Below are 19075 nucleotides of genomic sequence, written 5' to 3' on the forward strand. Positions count from 1 at the left end.
TTCATGCTGGATATAAAGACATTTGGTCCGCAGGGCGGCAATGTCCTTTACAAGGCTTTGTCTCATCCTCTGGCTGTTGATACGATGAAGACGCTTGAGCAGACGCTCAAGGGCAAAATACTCGCCATATACGACCCGGATGACTATCTGCCGACAGTCTGCGGTTTATATCCGGCCATACGGCCTTCAGTCATTTTGACACATGATAGCGAGCAGGTCGGGCAGCCTGACGGTCTGGGAGGGCAGAAACAGGCTGTTGTTCATCTGGCAGAGAGTGACGCTGATGCGGTACTGGCCCTGTCCTTCGAGGATGCGAAGATGCGTTCCCGTCTTGAAGGTGTTCTGGGGGGGAAGCCGTTATATACTCTGGGTGATGCAAAGCTGCCGGATGAGTTTCTGCCTTATCGGCGGCCTTATCTGGATAAATGCAATTTTGCGACCAATTTTGCGTTTTTCCGGGAGACGGAGCGGTTCAGCACGAGGCTGGTTACGGCAAATTACTGGGCGAATTATGGCGCCACAGAGCTGCGTTACTGGCTGCGACTTTTTGATGAATCCGGTCATGTTCTGGCTGAGTGGTGTCAGGATGTGGAAGGTGCCAATGCTGGCGTGGTGATTGATAGCCGTGAGGTGAAGGAGCAGTTCGGCCTGCCGGACTTCACGGGGCAGCTTTTCATTCATGTCATCGGGGCCAAGGGGCATGATGTCGTGAAATATGCCCTCGACAGTTTTGGCCAGAATGGTGACCCCAGCCTGTCCGTTACGCATGATGCGAATGCGTGGCCTTCCATGAGGTTTGCCACGTTGCCGGCTCCTGATAAGGATGAGACGGTTTGTCTCTGGGTACAGAACAGTCATGGTACGGTGATTCCGGCGGGGGCTATTACACTGAATCCTATGGGTGAAGATGACCATCGGGCTGTGGCGCAGACGATCGGGCCTTACGAGACGGTAGCGGTGGATGTGGGGGCGCTGTTTCCTGATCTGAAATGGCCTGCCCAGCTTGAATTACGGTCGGGCCGTCATCTGGTGCGGCCACGCTATGAAGTCGTGCAGAGAGGGCGGACCCGCATTGCCCATATGAATGTGGAGCGTGCCGATCTGCGTCCTGATCCGGCCATTCGCACTATGTCGCCGCTGCTGGGTCGTGGGTTTGTGTTGCCTTTCCCGGTGCCGGACCCGGCGGTCTATACGAGTTTCGTTCAGCTCAATCCAATGTCCGAGTCTCTTGCAGACATGCCCATGAGGTTGGACCTGTTTGATGAGGCGGGACAGAGCTGTGGTTGTCATTTTCTTGGAAATCTGCCTCGAAATCATCAGGGAGCCGTTGCTCTCCACGAGTTGATGGACCAGCCGGGACATGCGGAGCTGGTCTATGATTTTCGTGATGGCGGGGAGGGTGATGGCTGGCCTCATGCGCTGATGCGCTACCGCCATCTTCAGACAGACCATGCGGCAGAGACGAGTTTTGGCGGGCATATTTTCAACACTATGATGACATGGCGGAATGAACCGCAATCTTACGCTGGTCCTCCGCCAGGTCTGACGACACGGCTTTTCCTGAAACTGGGACAGACGCTGGATGGTGTGGCTTTGCAGGGCTTCTGCCATCTGATCTATCCCACGTCCCTGCGTGAGGGGCGGCAGCCATCACGGACCTGCCTGCACCTTCATGCTTCTGACGGACGTGAACTGGCGGAGAAGGTTGTGATTATTCAGCCTTCTGGGTCCTATCTTCTGAAGCCGTATCAGCTTTTTGAGGCAGACCTTCTGCATAAGGCTGGAGAGGGTGGCTATGTCCTGATACGGGATTTAACCTGCCGTCTGTTTGGTTATCATGGGCTGGAGAATGGTGCCGGGTGCTTCTCTTTGGACCACATGTTCGGGTTCTGAGGCGAGATATTAAAATAATCTGTACATATGCTCTTTATCCCTCTTGCCACGGAAAGAGGGCACGGGTATAAGACGCCCATCCACAGAGACGGATGCGTAGCTCAGCGGTAGAGCACTGCCTTCACACGGCAGGGGTCACAGGTTCAATCCCTGTCGCATCCACCATGGATTTCCCTATAAAATAGCTGAAAACTGCGGATTGTGATGGGGGTTGGTGCCGTTATTGGCGTCCCGTTTCTTCCCACGAGTCTCCGTAGTTTCTTGCCCACCCATTTTGAGGGGCAAGAGGGCTTTTCACGGCCTGCTTTCCCCCCAACAGGCCGCATTCTCCCGCAGGGCATAATCAAGATCAGCCGCCTGAATGCGGATGTTCTTCAGCTCTGGGTGGGCTACCATCTCGGCATAGGCGCCCTGCTGCTGCTCTACAGTAGGCGTCTGCAGGTTGAGGCACTGCTGGCGGATGCGGACCTCGCTGCATCCTCCTAGTAGGGTGATGCAGCAGGCCAGCACCAGGGCGCATGGAACGTACAGCCATAGCGGGTTTTCCTTTTCCATCACTGTCCTTCCTTTCCGTCCCGAAGCTTCGCCATCAGCTCATCATCCGTCTGGGGAGCTGTGGAGGCTGCCTTATTCATGCGGGATAGGGTGGCGTTCTGGGCATTGGCCTCAGTCACGCTCTGTTGCTCAGACAGGACACGGGCGGCGTTTCGTCCGGCTCGATACAGAACCCAGCCGAACAGGGTGAGGGCAGCGATGAACGCCACCCCCAGCCCAGCGTAGAGATACATCATGCCGCAGAACTGACCTGTGCCGCAGTCGGCACTGGCTTTTTCTCTTTCACGGCGGCCGGCACATCATGGATACCGCCTTCTACTTCGGCCAGACCACTCTCAACACGGTTGATACCAGCAAAAGGGGCGGGAGCATCGAAACGGTCATCCAGAAGGGAGGCCGCTTCATCAGAGATGCTGCCGAGAATGGTGGAAGCCAGATGCAGGCGTGTTTTGGTCTTGATGCTTTCGCTGTCCCCCATGGCGCCCTCAATGAGGCCGAATAGTCCGCCAATGATGGAAGATGGGGTGTTATTTTCAGACATGGTGATTTCCTTTTCTGTGAGGGATGAGAAAGCCGGGTTCAGTCAACCTGGCTTGTGCGGTTCCTTGCCGGCGGCAGCGTTCTTTTCCAACGCTTCGACAACCGGAGGAATGGCAGCAGAGGCCACAGTGCGGGCCGTGCTGTTGTCGGGAAGGAGCAGGGGGACGGCAGCAATAAGCAGGGTCGATGCAAGGTTGGCATCAATCCCGCCCGTTACAGCGCCGGACAGACCGGCAATAATCAGAGAAAGACCCTGTAGCGTGGTTGGCTGACGTAACCAGTGCAGGGGCTTCATGCTGCTACCGCCTCCTGTACACCGGCAACCTTGTCCACCAGAGAGCCGTAGGGGTTCTTGCCGTTCTCCATGAGAATGATCGCCCGCATCAGCCCTGCCACAAGCTGCGGCGTGAAAGGGCCGAGCTTCTGATCCGGCGTGACACCAAGGGCATGGGACACGCCTTCAATGTAGCTGGCCGTGTCGTTCTCAGTTGGTGGCGCCCATTTGCTGATGATGCCTTTCACCGTATCGAGGCCGTCACGCTGGTTATAACGGAGCAGCTGACCACGCAGGGCAATCAGCCCAGCTTCTGGTGTGGCGAACACGGCAAAGCGGCCATGTGGGCCCGGCTCTTTGTGCGCTCCTGCCTGCCCGACATAATTCAGGTTGCCCGGATTGTTGTTACGGATACCCCGTACTTCCATGGGTTTTACCCTCCGATGTGGAAAATCTTCATGATGATGGCGATGATGATGCCGCCTGCGCCGTACCCTCCGGCAATGAACAGGGAGCGCCATGAATTACCTTTTCTGACCTGAACAAGGATGTTCTCGAGCATCTGCTGCTGGCTGGCCTGACGTTCCTTGACGACGGCCATGTCAACCTCGATGTCCCGGATGTCTTTCTTGATTTCCAGACCTTCGGCACGGGTCAGATACTGGTCATTCATGGGTGTTTCACCCCAGCACCAGAGGCATCCACCCACGCGCTTCCATTGAAGAAGACGGGCTGGCCTGTCCCGGCACAGTCAGTGCAGAAGAAGGTTGTGCCAGTTGGGGCAGAAAGCTGAAGGGCGGAATAGGGAACAGCCTTCATGCTCAATCCACCAGAAGTCCCAAAGGTCATGATGCCCTGCGCCGATGGAGGAAGATGTCCGCCATCAAAAATCCCATGCTGTGCAGGGGGAATGGCAATGCTGTCCGCAAGAGCCGTGCCAGTCATCAGGGATGCAAGAAGTGCGAGTGTGAAGCGCATGAGTGTCCGTCTCCATCATCAGGACGGACAGTTCATCATGCGTTTGTAATTCTGGTGTGTCTCACAGGGTTATTTGGTCGCATTGTACAGGTTGATGGTCGGCGACACTAGGAAACCCTGTCCCTGATTGCGCTGGACGAGCTTTTCATAGCGGGCCGTATAGCCGGGGTTTATCATGTCCTGAAGGCTGTAGATCACGCCATATTTCAGGGCAGCATTAATGACGGGCAGGTTTCCGAACGGTATCTGCCCTGAAGCGAAGCGCACGAGATCGGCCAGATAGGTGCTGGCTTTCTTGGCATCAGGACTGCCCGTCAGCTCATCACGGGTAGAGGTGAATATCCCGAACAGTTTTGTCATATCAGAGAAGGTCGGACCTGCCAGCGTTTCCAGTGCGCTGTTCCCGATTCTGTTCTGCTGGCCAAAGAGGAAGTCCCCATAGATGCCAGCGCCACCGCCCTGCGCCATGGCCGACATCCATGTGCGGACATCGCCTGCATCCCGTGGCTCTTTCCCAGCCAGTATGGCCTTGGTCTGCATGGCAACATAGCCCAGCACGGTCGTGGCAGCGATCATGTGGATGACGCCGGGCAGGTCCAGCCCGTTGCGCTGCACTTCCCGCTGATAGAAGCGGCGTACATGGGACACTGGGAAAGATTTGAACTGGAGCATGAGCCGTGCTGCCTGCCCCAGCCATGGATTCACATCATCCAGCCTGTTGCTGTTTCCCCGGAACTCTGCCTGCGTACGGACATCCGGCTCTGTCATGCCTTCACGGGTCTGGTCGGTGATGTATGCATAGAGCTTTCTGGTTAGTTCATCCCGCACGTCATCGGCAGTCTGACCTTTCTCGAGGAGGGGAGTAACAGTCTCATCAGACAGGCAGCCCATCTCGCTGGGCAGGATATGGTCTTCGCCTGCCGCTGTCCGTACGGCCTGTCGCATCACGTCCCATTCCGGCTGGGTAATGCCGAAGCGTTGCAGGCTGAACCTTAGCTTTCCATCAAGAGCTTCATAGGCCAGACCCGCATTACGCCCCAGATTGTGGGATAGCATCATGCCAACGCCTTCTGACAGGCTGTCCGTCCAGTATTGCAGGCCGTTGATGCGGTAAAACTTGTTGATGAGGTCGCTCATCTTTCCCAGAGGGGCGTCATTGGCAGAGAATCGGCTCATGACGGAGCCAAGGTGCCCTTGCAGCCCGACCCCCAGCATCCGGGCGATCTCCTTGCGTTCTTCCGGGTTTTCGCTGGCAAGGCCCGGCGCAAGGGCTTTCAGGCTGTTCCAGTAGCTTTCCAGCAGCGGCACACCATTATGCCGCAGGACGGAGGCATTCACGGCCAGATCGGGCAGGGAGGAAATGACGACCCCGCCCAGCTTCGTGACCTGGTTCCATGCGTGGGCATAGGCTCCGATGGTTTCCACCGTCTTGTTGGCCGGCTGTCTGGCCCTGCCTGTTATGATGTCCAGCAGGGCACTGCGCTCCAGCCTGCGGAGCCGGTCCACCATTTTGCCATCAGCGCGCTCACGGGCAGCCTGTACAGCTTCTTCGATCATGCTGCGGAACATGTTTTCAGGATTGGTACCTAGATCGCCCATCACGGCGGCATTGCGTGCTCCGCTGATGAGCCCCTTGAAGACGCTGTCCACCACATGCCCCTGACCGAACTTCTTATTGTATGCCAGCCAGCCATCGGCATCCTTGAAGTGCAGCACACGGTTCTGACTGACCTTCCTGGCAAGGTTCGATGTGCCCTTGAAGCCAGAAAGCCAGTCCCGCCCGTTGGCATTGTCATGCTCACCAGTGGACAGGTTCAACCAGACATTGCGGAGGAAATCTTCCTTCGACTGCCTGGCTGGCATCATGTCGAAGGTTCGGTCATCCAGCAAGGGAAGGATGGTATCCCGCCAGTTCTGATAGGCCAGATCAGAACTATCACCCCGTATCTTCCACATGTCATGGCTCTGGCGGGTGACGTAATGGTCTGCCTTGCCAATCCATGCGCCCTGCTTGTTCTGCATCAGCCGCACTGTGTCCTGATATTCAGACAGGATGCGGGCAGCCTCAGCAGCCAGCTTATTGCCCGTTGGTGCTCCAGCTTTCGGGTCATCCAGACGCCACATCTCACGGGCCACATCGGCGTCAAACTGTTCATCACGCTTCAGCAGGGCCTTGAAGACGCCTGCCTTGTCCAGATCGTGCATGAGCGGCCCAAGAAGCTGGGCGATGCGGGCGTGGCTGTTGGCATCAACAGAGAGGGCAGCACCATGCTCTCCGGTTTGCTTGCCAGCGAGAATACCCTCAAGGGATGCGGCTTCATCGCCTGCCACCACACGGCGGCGCAGGGCGGCCCGGACGATGAGGTTTTTCTTGCGGGCATTGGCCTCGATGATGGCGGCCAGACGTTCCTCATCGGCCATGCGGGCACCGGCTTTCTCCAGTGCCTCCCGTGGGGATAGGCCCTGCTTCATGTAGCGTCCAGCTTCCTTCTCCAGCCGCCCGAACATCTCATCAAGCTCCGCCTTGGACATTTCACGCCCGGCGGCTTTCTCGGCTTCATTGTAGCAGGGGTTCTCGTGGGTCATGGGGCTTTCCTTGTCAGGCAGGCAGCTGCGGAGGTGAGGGCATCGGCATTGCCATCGGAGAGGTCTTTCTCACGTTGGATTTCTGCCAGCTCATCCAGGCTGATCTGATCGCCCAGCGCAGTGAGCTGACGGTCGATCTGGTCGGAATAGGACTGTGCTTCGGTGATGGCTTGACTTTTCGGGGCAGGATTTCCATTGTCAGAGGCGCTGCTGTGGCGACTACTGGTATACACGCCATCACTGCCGGATTTATCAGGTGATGACGGGGGAAGGTTGGCACTCTTTTCGGCAGGGTGCGACAGGTTGGGGCGGCTTCCGTCCCATAGCAGCTTTCCTTCTTGATTTCTGTCTTCTCCAGTAGCTAGAGTGCCGGAAGATGCTTCTTCAGCCCCGACAGTCGCTGAAGGTTTTTGGTCATCGGGCATGTGGCCAGCTGGATTTAGGGGATGATCTTGCCCATTACGGTCTGAAGGGGTAGTGCGACGCCCTTCCTGAAGAAGTGTCTTCTTGTTCAGATAACCTGACTTGAACGGTGCGGCTGTTTTGACAAGGTAATAGCCGTCTTCTTTTTTGAGTTCCGTGACAGTGGCATCATGCTTTGCGCTGCTGGTGTTTTTCTCACCACGGACGATGATGAAATATGAACCATTCCGCTCATCCAGCCTTACCTCATTTGCATTCTTCAGAATGTGGCTGATGTAGCTGTCGACATCGTCAAAACCTGATGCTTTCATCTGGTGTCCATGCCGCTCCATTATGTGATGGCGGCCCGTAGCGTAATAGACGGTCTTTCCGTCCTTCTTGTATGGTGTGTGGGCTTTTTCACCATCACTTACGAGAACTGGCCAGTCTGGAACGCCTTCAATACCGGAAGGCATCCGTCCGACCATAACCGGGTTGCTCCCTGCCGCTGAAAGGTCCAGATGCTCAATACCGCCGGTTGGGAGTGGGGAAACATCCTGTCCCTGTTCCGGGCTGGGGGCCGCTTCTCTTTGGGAAGAAAGGCCTGCACGGCTCTGCGTGACCTCGTGATCCTCATACCCATGAAGGTTCCGCATGATGGCTTCGGCGGCACCCTGCTGAAGCTCATCGAGGCGCTGATGCGCTGCCTGATAGGCTTCCTGCACAACATCCTGCCATCCAGCATCATGGCCCTTGCCTTTTTCAGTTTCGATGAGGCGCAGGGCATGTTCCACAGCATCTTCCGGGCTGTCGCCTCGTAGGATGGACCCAGCCAGATCATACAGGCTCAGACTATCCACATCGGCATCAAGGTGCCGTGCATAGAGCCCCAGACGCTGGCGGGTGAGGGCATGGAGAAGCTGCTGTTTCGCCCCGATACGGGCGTGATGAACGGCCCTGCCTTCATCCATCATGGAGACGTAGCGGTCCCATGTGGAATGGCTGGCAAGCCGCAGGGCGTCCTCTATGGCATCATCAGGGTGGAGACCGGAAAGGATGGCGTCCGTGGCATGACTGTGTTCTTCTGGCGTCAGGGTGATGTTGGCATGAAGGGCCGCTTCATCAGCATCATCTGCCGCTCTTTCCCGGTGATGGTCTTCAATGCCGGAGAAGTCGGCCATCTGGCCTGATTGTTCGCCATTGGGGAAGACTTTGCGACCGTGGCTTTCTTCCACCATGGCATCCAGAAGATCGCTGATGTCAGCATCCGGCCTGAGATAGCCATGCTCGATGGCCCGTTCCCGTGCGGTATCCAGAGACATGCCCCCATTGCGGCGCACAAGACCGATGCGCTGGCGGTGAATGTCATTGGCTCGTAACTCGCCCCCTTCATCCAGCACGCCGCCATGACGGATAAGGAAGGTGAACAGGGAAGGGGATGATGGGCTGCTGCTGGCTGACATGGCAGGCTGCGGTGCAGTATTGTCGGACTGCTCCGGCTCATCATCAGGACGCTCATAGAGGGCCGCTTCATCCAGCGTGTCAGCATGGCTCTGCCGGAGCTGGGACAGGTCATCAGCAATCCTGTCCCGCAGGGGAACCTGAGACGTGGTTTCATCAGGCTCAGCACCATGCTCGGCCATAGTGCGATCGAGGTCATTTCTGGCGTTCTGGATTTCATGGATGTTCAGCAGGCTTTCAGCATTGCTGGGACTGTCGCTGGCCATGGAGGTGAGACCATCGGCCAGAAGCTGCCCCTTGGCATTGGTCCCGGCCCGCTCAAGGCGCTTGCCGAAGGCATAGCCCAGACCATGCAGGGAGCCGCCCAGGATGCCACCAAAGGCGATATTGCCCAGAGCCTGTCCGGCGCTCCAGTCATTATGCTCGTCACGGTCCAGATACATGTTGAGCGGTTCGAGAGCCGCCATGCCAACCGTCCCTTGGCTGGCACCCTGCACCGCACGTCCGGGCAGGCTTCCGGAGAGAGCCGCACCGACACGGCGGTTCAGCCCTTCGGCACTGAGTAGCCCATCAGCTACCCGCTCCATGCCAAAGCCCTCGGCACGAGCGGCGGCACTGCCAAGGGCTATGCCGATACGTTCTTCACCGAGACCGGGGATCAGTGCGGCAGCATAATTGATGGGGTCCAGAAAGGACGGAAGGGCACCCGCCGCCGTGTTCAGTATGCCACTGATGGCACCATCCGGCCCGTTGCGAATGGTGTTCTGCCGGATGAGGCTATTCTGCTTTTCCGCATTGAGGGTCTGGGCCAGAGCGGATGAAACAGGCTGGTCGAAACTGAGAACACCCTTGATGCCATAACGGGCATTGGCATCGTCCGGGCTGAGGGTATCGCCTTCGGTGCTTTTTGTCTCATGGCGTAGCCAGTCACTAAGGCGAACGACCGGCGTGTCATTGATTCCTTCCATGAAGGAAGCGCCAAGAGACTGCTCAAAGGATGACTGCTGCCCGGCCAGCCCCTCATCCTGAACGCTCTTGAGCGTGTTCAGTCCACCAGAAAATAATGACATAGCTCCCCCCTGTGAGGGAGAAGCATGTCAGGGGGTTGTAATTCTGGTGTGTCTCAGTTTCCCAGTTCCACATCCACGCTGACGCTGGTAACGGTCACGGGCAACGGCTGGTCTGTCTGAAGAATGAAGCTACCCTTTTGGGTCCAGTTGGGCGTGGGTATCCGCATGGTCATGCCGGAGATGAGCGCAGGGCCGGTATCTTTCTTCTGGTAAGGGTTAGGAGCTGACGGCCCTGCGGCGGCTCCCTGATTGTCCAAATCATGGAAGGTCCTGCCCTCGTTGGTGGATACACTCAGGCCGGAGGTGTTGTAGAGCGAGGCATACACCTTGCTGACACGCTTGCGCCGGGCGAACTGCGGCGGGTTTCCGAGATCCAAGGGGAGGGTGACGGCCCGTGCACGGATGGGCAGACCAACCGTGACCACGCTACCGGAACGGGGCAGGGAGAGGGTGCCATCATTCCCGACTGTCAACCCCGTGAAACCACGGCCATTAATGCAGGCTGATACGGTTGCCCCAGCCAGATGGCCCAGACCGGAGACGGTGATGGTTGCCTGCCCTTCGTAGCGCAGGCCACAGTCCACGAACCATGATCGGGTGATGTCATCATTCTCTGCCCCCAGCTGGCGGGACTGGATGCGCTCCACCGTGTAACTCTGCCGCCCTGCAATGGTGCGCTTCACTACGACATAGGGCGTATCCTCAATGGCGCCATAGCCATTTTCTTCCGGCACGATCGCAACCGACTGGAAGGCACCACCTTCCGTCTTGTGCTGGTGCCACGCCATGACATTCTGTTCCTTCAGATAGGTCATGCTCAGCATGGCCCCATCCGACCGCACGGCCCAGATCAGGTTGAAGGGGAACTGTGCAAAGGACCAGTCAGAAATCGTGTAGCCATAGAAAAGATGGTCTGCCAGTACGGACAGGTCATTGCCCTGGTAAATCTGGGCATACCAGTCATATTGCAGGTCACGGATATGGCTGCCCTTGTTCTCGATGAACAGTACGTCAGTATTGATCGGCAAGGGCTGCACATCGGAACTGCCTACGAACATCTGCGGTATGGCCGTGAAGTTGGAAGGCGTGATGGGCGTTCCCGTCTGGCCGCCTGAGATTTTCCATATGCCTGTTCCGGTAAAGGCCAGAAGGTCGGCCATGGGGACCAGATGCTTGATGGTGTTGACCTGCTGGCTGGCAATGGTGGCCGTGATGGCATCATCCGAAACGACAGGCGTGTGAATGTCGAAATTGGTATAGTTGGCGCTGCGGCTCATCCAGACCGTCTGAGGGTAGGCAAAAGACCCGGCAAAGACACGCCGCTGCTGGAAGTAGGTGACAGAGACCGGATTGTTGTTGCCGTCAAAGGGATTGCGATGGGCAGGCGGACCATTCTCGGTATCTGGAGCGTAATTCACGTCATCGAAGCTGAGGGACGTGGTATTGCCAATCAGACCCCACTGGCCTGCAAATCTACGATAGACGTTATAATAATCAGCCCCAGACACGGCAGGCCATGAGAGCGTGTTGTAGTTCCCGTAGTTCGTATAATAGCCGATATTGTAATTCGTCACGAAGCGGCCAACCTCTACAGGAACCTGAGACGTGACCGTGCTTGTCTTGCCTGTTGCAGGGTCCGTGACCGTCTGGGTCTGAGTGGTCATTTCTGTCTGGGACGGTGCCAGCGTGGCGTTGCTTTCCGTGTTCTTATCATTGGAGACGGAGGTGACGGCATATTCATACTTCACCTTGGATACGCCGGGCGTTGTGCCTGTATTGCCCGCATTACCTTCCACGGCAGAGGCCACGAGTGAAGCTGGGGCCTCAATGCCAGAACTGTATGGAATGACCTCCAGCGTCCAGTCAGTTTCTCCACGGCGGGAGAGGTTCATGGCGGGATAGCTGGAATGGGTCAGGGTCATCACGTCTGCCGACTGGGCATGACGCAGCCAGAAGGCATCCGCAATGCTGTAGGGCGTAGCCAGCTCGTAGGGACTGCCATCAGGGTTGGTAAGATAGGCCCCATTGCTGATGAAGCGGAGATAGTGGTCGCCAAACTCCAGCACATAGGACTGACTGTTATTGTAGATGAAGGCAATCAGCTTCGGTGGCGGCCCGGCGGCATCAGCCTTCGATGTGCCGATATACTGCGTTCCGGGACGGTTTGAGATGCCGCCTTGCACATGCACAAAGAAGTTTTCCAACTCGGCAGCACCAGAATGCCATTTTTCCATGTCTGATCGATAGCCGATCAGGGGGGCCATGATGCCCCCACTGAAAGAGCTGAACCATGTCAGCCCGACCTGCGGGCCAGAAGGAGCCTGTGCCATCAGGGCACCGCATAATCGCTGGAGGCTACATTATTTTCAAGCCAGACCATATCCCAGTAGCTGAGGGAAGGCAGCGTGAAGGTGATGTAGGTACCATTGCTGTCCTGTCCTGGTGAATAGGATATGGTCTGAGGTGCTCCATGCCGAACATCGGGAGACGCCCAGAAAAGCCAACCTAGTGCTGATCCGGATGTCACATACATTTTGACGGAAAGCGGCCCTGTCGTCTGAGGGGCCGCGGCGTTTGCGGCATTGTCGTTCACGTCATTGAATGAAGCACTGTTCATCTGCTGGTAATTCAGGAGATGCAGCATGTCGAAACCGGGTCTGGTTGTCTGAAGCAGCCATATCTTTCCTGCCTGTGCAGTGGTACTGCCTGAACCGCCTGATGTAATGGAAGCTGCTGGCAGGGAAGGTGCCCTTACATCACGGCGCAGGAGTTTCTCATACGCTACGCCAAAGCTCTGATAGTCATATTCAGCCTGGGCCATGCCAGCGGGAAGGGGAAGCATGTTTCCGATGGGATAGTCATCATTGGAGATGAAACGTGCACCATCCCCCTGAGACTGCTGGCCATCTACGATCCAGTCATGATGGGCCCCAGTCGCCATGATGGCGGCCTCCTGATACAGCACACCCGGGAGATTGAATGTGCAGTATCGTGCCCCTCCATTTATGGCGCAGTTCTTATCCTGCATGGGGCCTTTATTCATGCCCAGATCCCAGTCCATTCCTATTCCGTGAGGACGGCTGCTGGCCCAGCTCTGTATCTGTTGGGCTCGTGTCCAGAAATCACCAAAATTTCCAACGTCAGAAGGATTGTTCCACCGCTCATTGAAATGGAAGACTTCTCTCCGGCTCTGCACAAGGTCTTGTTCATTCCAGCTTCCGGCTGGATTGAGCGTCATGGGAGCATTGGTCAGGCCCGTGACTGTTGTGATGAACGAAGAATAGGCGTGTGAGAAATCAACCTGTCGTCCCTGTGCGTCATACAGCGCTTCGCTGATTCCTCCATAGGTGTCGATGAAGATACCATCGAAACCGAATTCATGGATAATCTTGTTGGCTTGTTGTGCCCAGTAATACTGCCATTCTGTATTATTTGGGTTCATGTATCCGATGTTTGCATAGAACTTTTTCATATCGGCAGTGCTGCATGTACCGCCATTGAGTCCACACTGGTTTGTAAACAGCCCCCACGAAATGGAAGCTCCTGATCCATCTTCCATAACGGCAGGTTTTATGCCGATATTGGCGGCATAAAGAGGGAAGTAGAAGAAGCTCCCCATATGCAGGGCCTTGGCTGTGGCCATGGCACGGCGCATGAGAGGTTTTTCTACGGTTTCACCATCACCATTGACGTAGCGTTCTTCATTGGACCACGGCTGATGCCAGCGATAGAGAAGGTTGTAGAACTGGAGATTGTTGCAGTGATAGGCATTCAGGCTGCTGACATTTTTTTCCGGGGATGTTCCGTAGATGACTTCTGGTTTCCATTCTCCCCAGTCAGAAAATGCTCCTACCAGCCAGCACTGGCGTGGATAAGTCCACCAGTCTGGAGAGAAGTCGATGGCTGTTGCCTGCTCATCAATGAGCCTGCCTGAAGACGTGGCGTCCAGCACGACGTGATAGCCCTGATAGGATGACATGGGGGTGGTTGGCACATCGAGCTCGACAGTCATTTCTTGCCCTTGTGGGAGGGCATCTACACTGCGAACTATAGGGGTTCTGACCTGACGGCCACGGCCTGTCACGGTGGCCGTAATGGATCCGCTAAAATTACCTCCTGTTCGGTTATTTAGATGAATGAACAGACGGGCGATATTTCCCTCATCATAATGGGATCTGTCCATATTGATGGACTGGATGAGAGGGCCAGAAAGGTGAGGGCCTTCTTCTGGATGGAATGACCCCGCATATGCACACGAGGCCATAAAAAGGGAAAAAAGGGCTGGGATGGACTTACCAGTAAGGTTCATAATGGGTACTCCCCTCGTTGTCTTTTATGGGGCGGCAGCCTGTTGATCCAGGGATGGAACCGCATAAGCTTGTATTGGTTGTCGTTCCCCAATATTGAGGAATAGCCTGCATGTTGATAACTGAAGCATAGATAGTAAGGGCATTTGAGCTTCCATTAGCAGATATCACACTCTTGCCACTGGAATCCTGCCATATTTGTAGATAATTTCTAGTATTTTTGCTTGATATATTCACTGTTGAACCGTTAAGGTTTACGTTTCCGCTTTCAACATTAAGTGAATTTCCAAATATGCTAACATGATTTCCATTTGGATCAATATTTAGATTTCCTACTTCATCCTGCCATATGTCTGCCACACTTCCTGATATGGTTGATCTGAACCGGATTAAGGGAGACGGCGCAGATGTGATTGTCATCCGACCTGTTATTTCAGGATCGGGAGAAATCCACGTTTGTGATCCAATACCAAGAAATGATCCATTACTCGTACCATCCAGAAAGAATATGGGTGAGAATGAGCCGTATTCATCAAAAAACCCAAGTGCTGGACGTCCATCAACTGGCTGAAAGCTGATAATCTGTTTTTCTGTGCTTGCTAGATTGAACCCACTATTTCCTGTTAATGTCAGATTTGTTGCTGTTCCATTTTCAGCAGGTAGCATCCCAGAAAGAGCATCCTGAATAGACTTGATATCGGACTGACCAACTTTAGACTGCAAATCAGAATTAATGCTATCAAGAGCATTTGGTATCGGCTGCCCCTTATAAAGGAGAGCCGCCTGCCAATCTGCCAACGTGGGAGCATAATTCTGTGTCCATCGGGCTGGGGAAACTTGTGCTACCCCTGTTGATGGAAACGCAGCCAGAAATGCGACCAGCCATAGGAATTTTTTCACAGTTCTATTTCTCCTGATCCATCCTGAATGCCATCGGTAATGGTGCCGTGATAAGGCCTGCGCCACCCGGCAGGGCTCTGACCGATAGTCAGGATGCCAATGCGACCATCTGGGGTATCGGCGGGGATATACAGGCATGATCCATCAGCAATATCCCTCATGGTCAGGCCAGTGGGGATGACACCATTTTCCCCCATGGGTGGCGCATAGGGAGCAGCAGCCGGGGCAGGTGGCTGACTGCCACCCGCTACATAGCCAACATCCAGCGTATTGCTTGTCTGATGGATGTGATGACCATAGCCAAGGCCAGATAAGCGCACACCAAGCCAGTCAGGCACAGTCTCGGTGCTGACAACCTCAACACGCTGGTCAGCCAGACAGGCCCGCTCCACTTCACGGCTTGCTTCCTGCTCCACGGCAGCAATCGTGCTGCCATCAATGCCCAGCGTGGTGGCAACAGATGAGGCCAGACAGAGCCAGAAGGCCCGGCGGAAGGCAGCCGGCCAGTAGTCTATGTCCACGTTCTTCGTGATGTAGGTCACGCTGACGGTCTGGCTGTTTGTCAGGATGACAGGGCGCAGCACTGTGCCACCAGCCTTGCCCATGCCTTCGCCAAAACCATCCCTTGGGTCGAACATCTTCATGCGCTGGTCAATGGGCTTGACGGTCTTGCCATCATCGACCCGCAGAACCCGGACACTGTCTTCCGGCAGAAGGATTTCATACCGCCAGAGAGGGCTGTCACTGGCAACTGCTGTGCCCGTACCCACACAGCGGGGCCACTGCCATGTATAGGCAGGACCACCGAAGCTGGCCGGATGGGCCAGCAGGCTCAGCAGCACATCGTCATAATAGGCAGCGCAGACACTGGCTTCCACAGAGCCGTCATCAAACGCCGTGATTCCGCTCTGCGTCCCCAGACGCATCATGGCCCTGTTGCAGAGGTCAATGGCTGTCGTCATGATGCCTTACCCTTTTGAGGAAGACTTCCTGGGCGGCGCACCATCAGGGCGTGTCAGGTCTTCCTGAAACTCCCGACTGTTCACGTCCCGCTGGGTCAGCTGGCCAGCCTTTTCTTTGGCCGAGCGGGCTTCATCATCCAGCGGTTCAAGATTGAAGCCGGGAATTCCGGAATAATCCACTTCCTCACCAACGGTTACAAAGTGACCATTGATGAAGCTGTTCTGTGTGACACGATATCTTGCCATGATTGCCTCACGCCACGTAGTTCTTGGGGTAGGCAATCTGGGCAGGGACATCCAGATTGATGCCAGCTGTCACCGTTCCAGATGTCAGAGCCTGAGCAGGATTATAGGTCAGGCGCATATAGCGGTACGGCGTGTTGGAGAAAGCCGGTTTGGCCCGGACAGCAAACGGATTGCTCGGACCAACCAGGGAGAGGTCAATGCCCGGCAGTTCTTCCAGTGTGGTCCAGTTCTGGTTGTCAGCGGAGACCTGAATCTTCACATCCAGCTTGCCACTGTTCGGAGAGGGCATGTTGGGAAATTCTACCCAGATCTTGAAGCCCTCGGTCGGCCCGAAATCACGGGCCTGAGAGAAGTCAATGACGTTGGTGGATGGCGTGTCCTGCCCGGCGGGAGCCTGTGTCAGGTCCTGAGCATTGGAGAAATTGAGCAGTCTGTCGGTAATCATGATGCAAATCCTGTGATAGTGTCTTCGGTGTTCATGATGGCATCCACCACACGAATGGGGATGCCACGGAAGCGCAGGACCGGCTTGCCATCGAACTGGTCCTGAGTGAGCAGCACGTTGGTCTTGTTCATGGCCTGAATGGACAGGGCAGAAGCAATCGTGCGGTTCACATAGAAGGCAGGGCGACCAAAGGAGAGCGGAGACCCGCCCGTAGCCCGTGTTGCAGACTGCACGTTGGAGGCAGAGCTGGGCATGGTCGGTGGCTTGAAACACGCAGCGGCCATCAAGGCGATCAGGTTAGCCGCATCAGGTCCAGTCAGCTTAGATACATCGATGTTGCCGATACGGACGAAATACCGCCAGTCACGGATGGTCAGGCCGCAATCCCATTTGTAATGCATCTGGTAGGCCTGATATGGATTTCCGTTTTCATCCAGAATAGGCGCATCGGTTGTGACATCCTTCTGCTGGAGCCCCGCAACGGAACCCTTGGGGAAGATGCCGAAGCCGGCAGTCGGACCCCAGCAGCAGAGCCAGATGGACGTGTTGGTGCTGCCACGCCCGCCAGCATCCATCACGTTGGCAGCAGACGGTGCCCTGCTGGTATCAAGCGTGTTGAAGCGGGGAGACAGACCGGTGAAGGCAGCCACGTCCTTCTGTTCATTGCCATAGAACAGGGTACGGGACATCTGCTGGTTCATGCCCTCAAGGAAGGCGAGGTCTTCAGACAGACGGAAGGCAGCGACATCACCTTCAAGGTTGGCAAGGTCTTTGTCGATGGTGGAATAGGTTTCCAGCATCCCGCATGTATCCGTGACCTGTGCGGTGGTGGACTTGCCACGGGGCACACCATAATTGAGCATACGCCATGTGGCGGCGGGCAGTCCTGTACGAACGGTCGTCTTGTTGCCGGTCGGCAGGTTGCCTTCCTTCCAGATGAGGTCATCCAGAATCTCGTTGGTCTGGGAGAGAAGGTTGACGGTATCGGCAATACCACCGTTCGGGTCACGGCGGGCAGCCCAGTCAGCCAGCGTCAGAAATGTGCTGCTATTGAGCGACATGGTTCAGATATCCTCGTCAGTTGGAGCCATAACGGCGTCGGGCAATGGCCTCGTAGCTGTTGTCTTTCAGCTCGCTGGCCGGTTTGCCCCGGTCGGGTGTCTGGGCAGCTCCCAGAGCCTTGCCGATGGCATTGAAGGCATGGATGACAGCGGGATGATTACCCGCCCCGGTCTCGACCAGAGCCTTGCGGAGGGCATCTTTCTCGCCTCCGAACTGGCTGAAGACATGAGCCACGTTCTGCATGATTTCCGGCTTCAGGGCCTCCCCATCGGAGAGTGTCCTGTCCTTCAGGGCCGTGTCACGCCATCCCTGCTGGAGAGCCGCGTGCTGTTCAGTCAGACCAGTCAGGCGGTTCTGGAAGAACTCCAGCCCGTGCTTCGTGATGGCATCGAACTGCTCCTGAGACAGGCCATGCTCACGGGCCAGAGCTTCGTAGGAAGACAAAGCCTCCCTGTCGATCTCCATGCCCTCCGGCGGGGTGAATTCGTATTTTTCGGGGACTTTGGGCTTGTCTTCACCCTTGGCGTCTTCATTTTCTGCCGGTTTTTCGGCAGGTTTCTCGCCAGAAGTGGCTGTATCAGCATTATCACCATCCGGGGCTTCATTACCCATCAGGCTGGTGTTGTCTGCTGCTTCTGGCGTAGTCTGACTGGTCCCGGCATCAGCCGCCGGTGCATCAGATGTCGGGTTTTCCGATGGCATACATGCACTCCATCATTCGTGATGGAGGCAAGCATGGCAGCCGTTTGTAATTCTGGTGTGTCTTTATGAAAAAACCCTCCCAATGAGGGGAGGGTTCACAGTCACTGCTTGTCAGTATGTGTCTGTCGCTCAGGCGGCTTGTTGGCTTCCATGTATGTCGTGACGTTTTCCAGCCATTGGGCAACATTATGGGGGATAGAAACGGCCCCTCGTGCCCATTGCCTGACGGTGCCTTCGCCACGCCCGACAATGCGGGCAAAGCCTCGCTGTGTCCAATGGAACGTGTCCAGGCATTCCCGGAAACGGGTCGGTGTCATGATTGCCTCCCTAGAAATATAGACCTTTTATCAGTCCGTAGGCGAAAGCCACCAAGGCAACCAATCCCAGACCAAACCAGATGAGCCGTGGCCGCTCAAGAAGCCATTCCATAGTGTCCTCCCTTATGGTGGCGGTGATATGAGGGGGATGGCTCCCCCTCATACCGTTAGTGGGATTTAATCATACTGGCCAGCCAGTAACCAAGGTCTTTAGCCGTTGCGGCAACGGTGCAGACTGTTTGTATTACGACAAGCCAGAAGACTATTTCCTCACGCTTGGGGGATTTGCTCATAAGCAACCTCCTTTTTGTCGGGCTTGATTGCCTCGACAAGTTTTTTATACGCAAATTGCGTTTATTTTACAACATCAATTTT

At 55.8% G+C, this 19075-nt stretch carries 20 protein-coding genes and 1 tRNA gene; 2 read left to right on the top strand and 19 right to left on the bottom strand.

What is annotated here, in order from left to right; translation table 11 throughout:
• The first annotated feature begins 3 nt into the window (after positions 1–3).
• Complete coding sequence (locus NQF86_RS02685) at positions 4–1893, top strand: hypothetical protein (protein ID WP_266116056.1); 1890 nt, start codon at positions 4–6, stop codon at positions 1891–1893.
• A 90-nt stretch (positions 1894–1983) separates the two neighbouring features.
• Positions 1984–2058 (top strand) — tRNA-Val (locus NQF86_RS02690).
• 129 nt (positions 2059–2187) lie between these two features.
• Here the strand turns inward: NQF86_RS02690 and NQF86_RS02695 are convergent.
• The 19 genes from NQF86_RS02695 to NQF86_RS02785 form a co-directional block, all read right to left on the bottom strand.
• Positions 2188–2448 (bottom strand): hypothetical protein, encoded by a 261-nt coding sequence (locus tag NQF86_RS02695; protein WP_266116057.1) that lies wholly within the window; start codon positions 2446–2448, stop codon positions 2188–2190.
• Positions 2448–2684, bottom strand: a complete 237-nt coding sequence (locus tag NQF86_RS02700) for a hypothetical protein (RefSeq protein ID WP_266116058.1) — start codon at positions 2682–2684, stop codon at positions 2448–2450. Before NQF86_RS02700 ends, NQF86_RS02695 begins: the two co-directional genes overlap by 1 nt.
• Entirely contained in the window at positions 2681–2989 is a 309-nt protein-coding gene (locus NQF86_RS02705; RefSeq protein ID WP_266116059.1) for a hypothetical protein, read from the bottom strand. Before NQF86_RS02705 ends, NQF86_RS02700 begins: the two co-directional genes overlap by 4 nt.
• Before the next feature lie 42 nt (positions 2990–3031).
• Complete coding sequence (locus NQF86_RS02710) at positions 3032–3283, bottom strand: hypothetical protein (RefSeq protein ID WP_266116060.1); 252 nt, start codon at positions 3281–3283, stop codon at positions 3032–3034.
• On the bottom strand, positions 3280–3690 hold the full coding sequence (locus tag NQF86_RS02715) for a structural protein P5 (protein ID WP_266116061.1): 411 nt from the start codon (positions 3688–3690) through the stop codon (positions 3280–3282). Before NQF86_RS02715 ends, NQF86_RS02710 begins: the two co-directional genes overlap by 4 nt.
• Before the next feature lie 5 nt (positions 3691–3695).
• Positions 3696–3935, bottom strand: a complete 240-nt coding sequence (locus NQF86_RS02720) for a hypothetical protein (RefSeq protein ID WP_266116062.1) — start codon at positions 3933–3935, stop codon at positions 3696–3698.
• Positions 3932–4240 (bottom strand): hypothetical protein, encoded by a 309-nt coding sequence (locus NQF86_RS02725; protein WP_266116063.1) that lies wholly within the window; start codon positions 4238–4240, stop codon positions 3932–3934. The genes NQF86_RS02720 and NQF86_RS02725 overlap by 4 nt, the downstream gene beginning before the upstream one ends.
• A 69-nt stretch (positions 4241–4309) precedes the next feature.
• Positions 4310–6826: a hypothetical protein gene (locus NQF86_RS02730; protein WP_266116064.1), complete on the bottom strand. Its 2517-nt coding sequence runs from the start codon at positions 6824–6826 to the stop codon at positions 4310–4312.
• Positions 6823–9759, bottom strand: a complete 2937-nt coding sequence (locus tag NQF86_RS02735; RefSeq protein ID WP_266116065.1) for a hypothetical protein — start codon at positions 9757–9759, stop codon at positions 6823–6825. The genes NQF86_RS02730 and NQF86_RS02735 overlap by 4 nt, the downstream gene beginning before the upstream one ends.
• A gap of 53 nt (positions 9760–9812) precedes the next feature.
• The gene (locus tag NQF86_RS02740; RefSeq protein ID WP_266116066.1) at positions 9813–12089 is read right to left on the bottom strand and encodes a hypothetical protein; all 2277 of its coding nucleotides are present in this window, start codon (positions 12087–12089) and stop codon (positions 9813–9815) included.
• Complete coding sequence (locus NQF86_RS02745) at positions 12089–14068, bottom strand: glycoside hydrolase family 66 protein (protein ID WP_266116067.1); 1980 nt, start codon at positions 14066–14068, stop codon at positions 12089–12091. Before NQF86_RS02745 ends, NQF86_RS02740 begins: the two co-directional genes overlap by 1 nt.
• Complete coding sequence (locus NQF86_RS02750) at positions 14052–14966, bottom strand: hypothetical protein (protein ID WP_266116068.1); 915 nt, start codon at positions 14964–14966, stop codon at positions 14052–14054. Before NQF86_RS02750 ends, NQF86_RS02745 begins: the two co-directional genes overlap by 17 nt.
• Entirely contained in the window at positions 14963–15928 is a 966-nt protein-coding gene (locus tag NQF86_RS02755) for a hypothetical protein (RefSeq protein ID WP_266116069.1), read from the bottom strand. Before NQF86_RS02755 ends, NQF86_RS02750 begins: the two co-directional genes overlap by 4 nt.
• A 6-nt stretch (positions 15929–15934) precedes the next feature.
• Positions 15935–16174 carry a hypothetical protein gene (locus tag NQF86_RS02760; RefSeq protein WP_266116070.1) on the bottom strand — a complete coding sequence of 80 codons (240 nt, stop codon included), beginning with the start codon at positions 16172–16174 and terminating at the stop codon, positions 15935–15937.
• 7 nt (positions 16175–16181) lie between these two features.
• Entirely contained in the window at positions 16182–16619 is a 438-nt protein-coding gene (locus NQF86_RS02765) for a Bbp16 family capsid cement protein (protein ID WP_266116071.1), read from the bottom strand.
• Entirely contained in the window at positions 16616–17680 is a 1065-nt protein-coding gene (locus NQF86_RS02770) for a major capsid protein (protein ID WP_266116072.1), read from the bottom strand. Before NQF86_RS02770 ends, NQF86_RS02765 begins: the two co-directional genes overlap by 4 nt.
• Before the next feature lie 16 nt (positions 17681–17696).
• Complete coding sequence (locus NQF86_RS02775; protein ID WP_266116073.1) at positions 17697–18383, bottom strand: hypothetical protein; 687 nt, start codon at positions 18381–18383, stop codon at positions 17697–17699.
• Positions 18384–18484: 101 nt separating this feature from the next.
• Positions 18485–18700, bottom strand: coding sequence for a helix-turn-helix domain-containing protein (locus tag NQF86_RS02780; RefSeq protein WP_266116074.1), 216 nt, complete (start codon positions 18698–18700; stop codon positions 18485–18487).
• A gap of 167 nt (positions 18701–18867) precedes the next feature.
• Positions 18868–18993 (bottom strand): hypothetical protein, encoded by a 126-nt coding sequence (locus tag NQF86_RS02785; RefSeq protein WP_266116075.1) that lies wholly within the window; start codon positions 18991–18993, stop codon positions 18868–18870.
• Positions 18994–19075 lie beyond the last annotated feature (82 nt).

It is taken from the genome of Bombella pluederhausensis, assembly GCF_026385525.1.
Classification (GTDB): domain Bacteria; phylum Pseudomonadota; class Alphaproteobacteria; order Acetobacterales; family Acetobacteraceae; genus Bombella; species Bombella pluederhausensis.

Bases quoted from the DNA above. Each gene is read 5' to 3' on its own strand.
- NQF86_RS02685 (WP_266116056.1), top strand. From the start codon at position 4: ATGCTGGATATAAAGACATTTGGTCCGCAGGGCGGCAATGTCCTTTAC.
- NQF86_RS02695 (WP_266116057.1), bottom strand. From the start codon at position 2,448: ATGGAAAAGGAAAACCCGCTATGGCTGTACGTTCCATGCGCCCTGGTG.
- NQF86_RS02700 (WP_266116058.1), bottom strand. From the start codon at position 2,684: ATGATGTATCTCTACGCTGGGCTGGGGGTGGCGTTCATCGCTGCCCTC.
- NQF86_RS02705 (WP_266116059.1), bottom strand. From the start codon at position 2,989: ATGTCTGAAAATAACACCCCATCTTCCATCATTGGCGGACTATTCGGC.
- NQF86_RS02710 (WP_266116060.1), bottom strand. From the start codon at position 3,283: ATGAAGCCCCTGCACTGGTTACGTCAGCCAACCACGCTACAGGGTCTT.
- NQF86_RS02715 (WP_266116061.1), bottom strand. From the start codon at position 3,690: ATGGAAGTACGGGGTATCCGTAACAACAATCCGGGCAACCTGAATTAT.
- NQF86_RS02720 (WP_266116062.1), bottom strand. From the start codon at position 3,935: ATGAATGACCAGTATCTGACCCGTGCCGAAGGTCTGGAAATCAAGAAA.
- NQF86_RS02725 (WP_266116063.1), bottom strand. From the start codon at position 4,240: ATGCGCTTCACACTCGCACTTCTTGCATCCCTGATGACTGGCACGGCT.
- NQF86_RS02730 (WP_266116064.1), bottom strand. From the start codon at position 6,826: ATGACCCACGAGAACCCCTGCTACAATGAAGCCGAGAAAGCCGCCGGG.
- NQF86_RS02735 (WP_266116065.1), bottom strand. From the start codon at position 9,759: ATGTCATTATTTTCTGGTGGACTGAACACGCTCAAGAGCGTTCAGGAT.
- NQF86_RS02740 (WP_266116066.1), bottom strand. From the start codon at position 12,089: ATGGCACAGGCTCCTTCTGGCCCGCAGGTCGGGCTGACATGGTTCAGC.
- NQF86_RS02745 (WP_266116067.1), bottom strand. From the start codon at position 14,068: ATGAACCTTACTGGTAAGTCCATCCCAGCCCTTTTTTCCCTTTTTATG.
- NQF86_RS02755 (WP_266116069.1), bottom strand. From the start codon at position 15,928: ATGACGACAGCCATTGACCTCTGCAACAGGGCCATGATGCGTCTGGGG.
- NQF86_RS02760 (WP_266116070.1), bottom strand. From the start codon at position 16,174: ATGGCAAGATATCGTGTCACACAGAACAGCTTCATCAATGGTCACTTT.
- NQF86_RS02765 (WP_266116071.1), bottom strand. From the start codon at position 16,619: ATGATTACCGACAGACTGCTCAATTTCTCCAATGCTCAGGACCTGACA.
- NQF86_RS02770 (WP_266116072.1), bottom strand. From the start codon at position 17,680: ATGTCGCTCAATAGCAGCACATTTCTGACGCTGGCTGACTGGGCTGCC.
- NQF86_RS02775 (WP_266116073.1), bottom strand. From the start codon at position 18,383: ATGCCATCGGAAAACCCGACATCTGATGCACCGGCGGCTGATGCCGGG.
- NQF86_RS02780 (WP_266116074.1), bottom strand. From the start codon at position 18,700: ATGACACCGACCCGTTTCCGGGAATGCCTGGACACGTTCCATTGGACA.
- NQF86_RS02785 (WP_266116075.1), bottom strand. From the start codon at position 18,993: ATGAGCAAATCCCCCAAGCGTGAGGAAATAGTCTTCTGGCTTGTCGTA.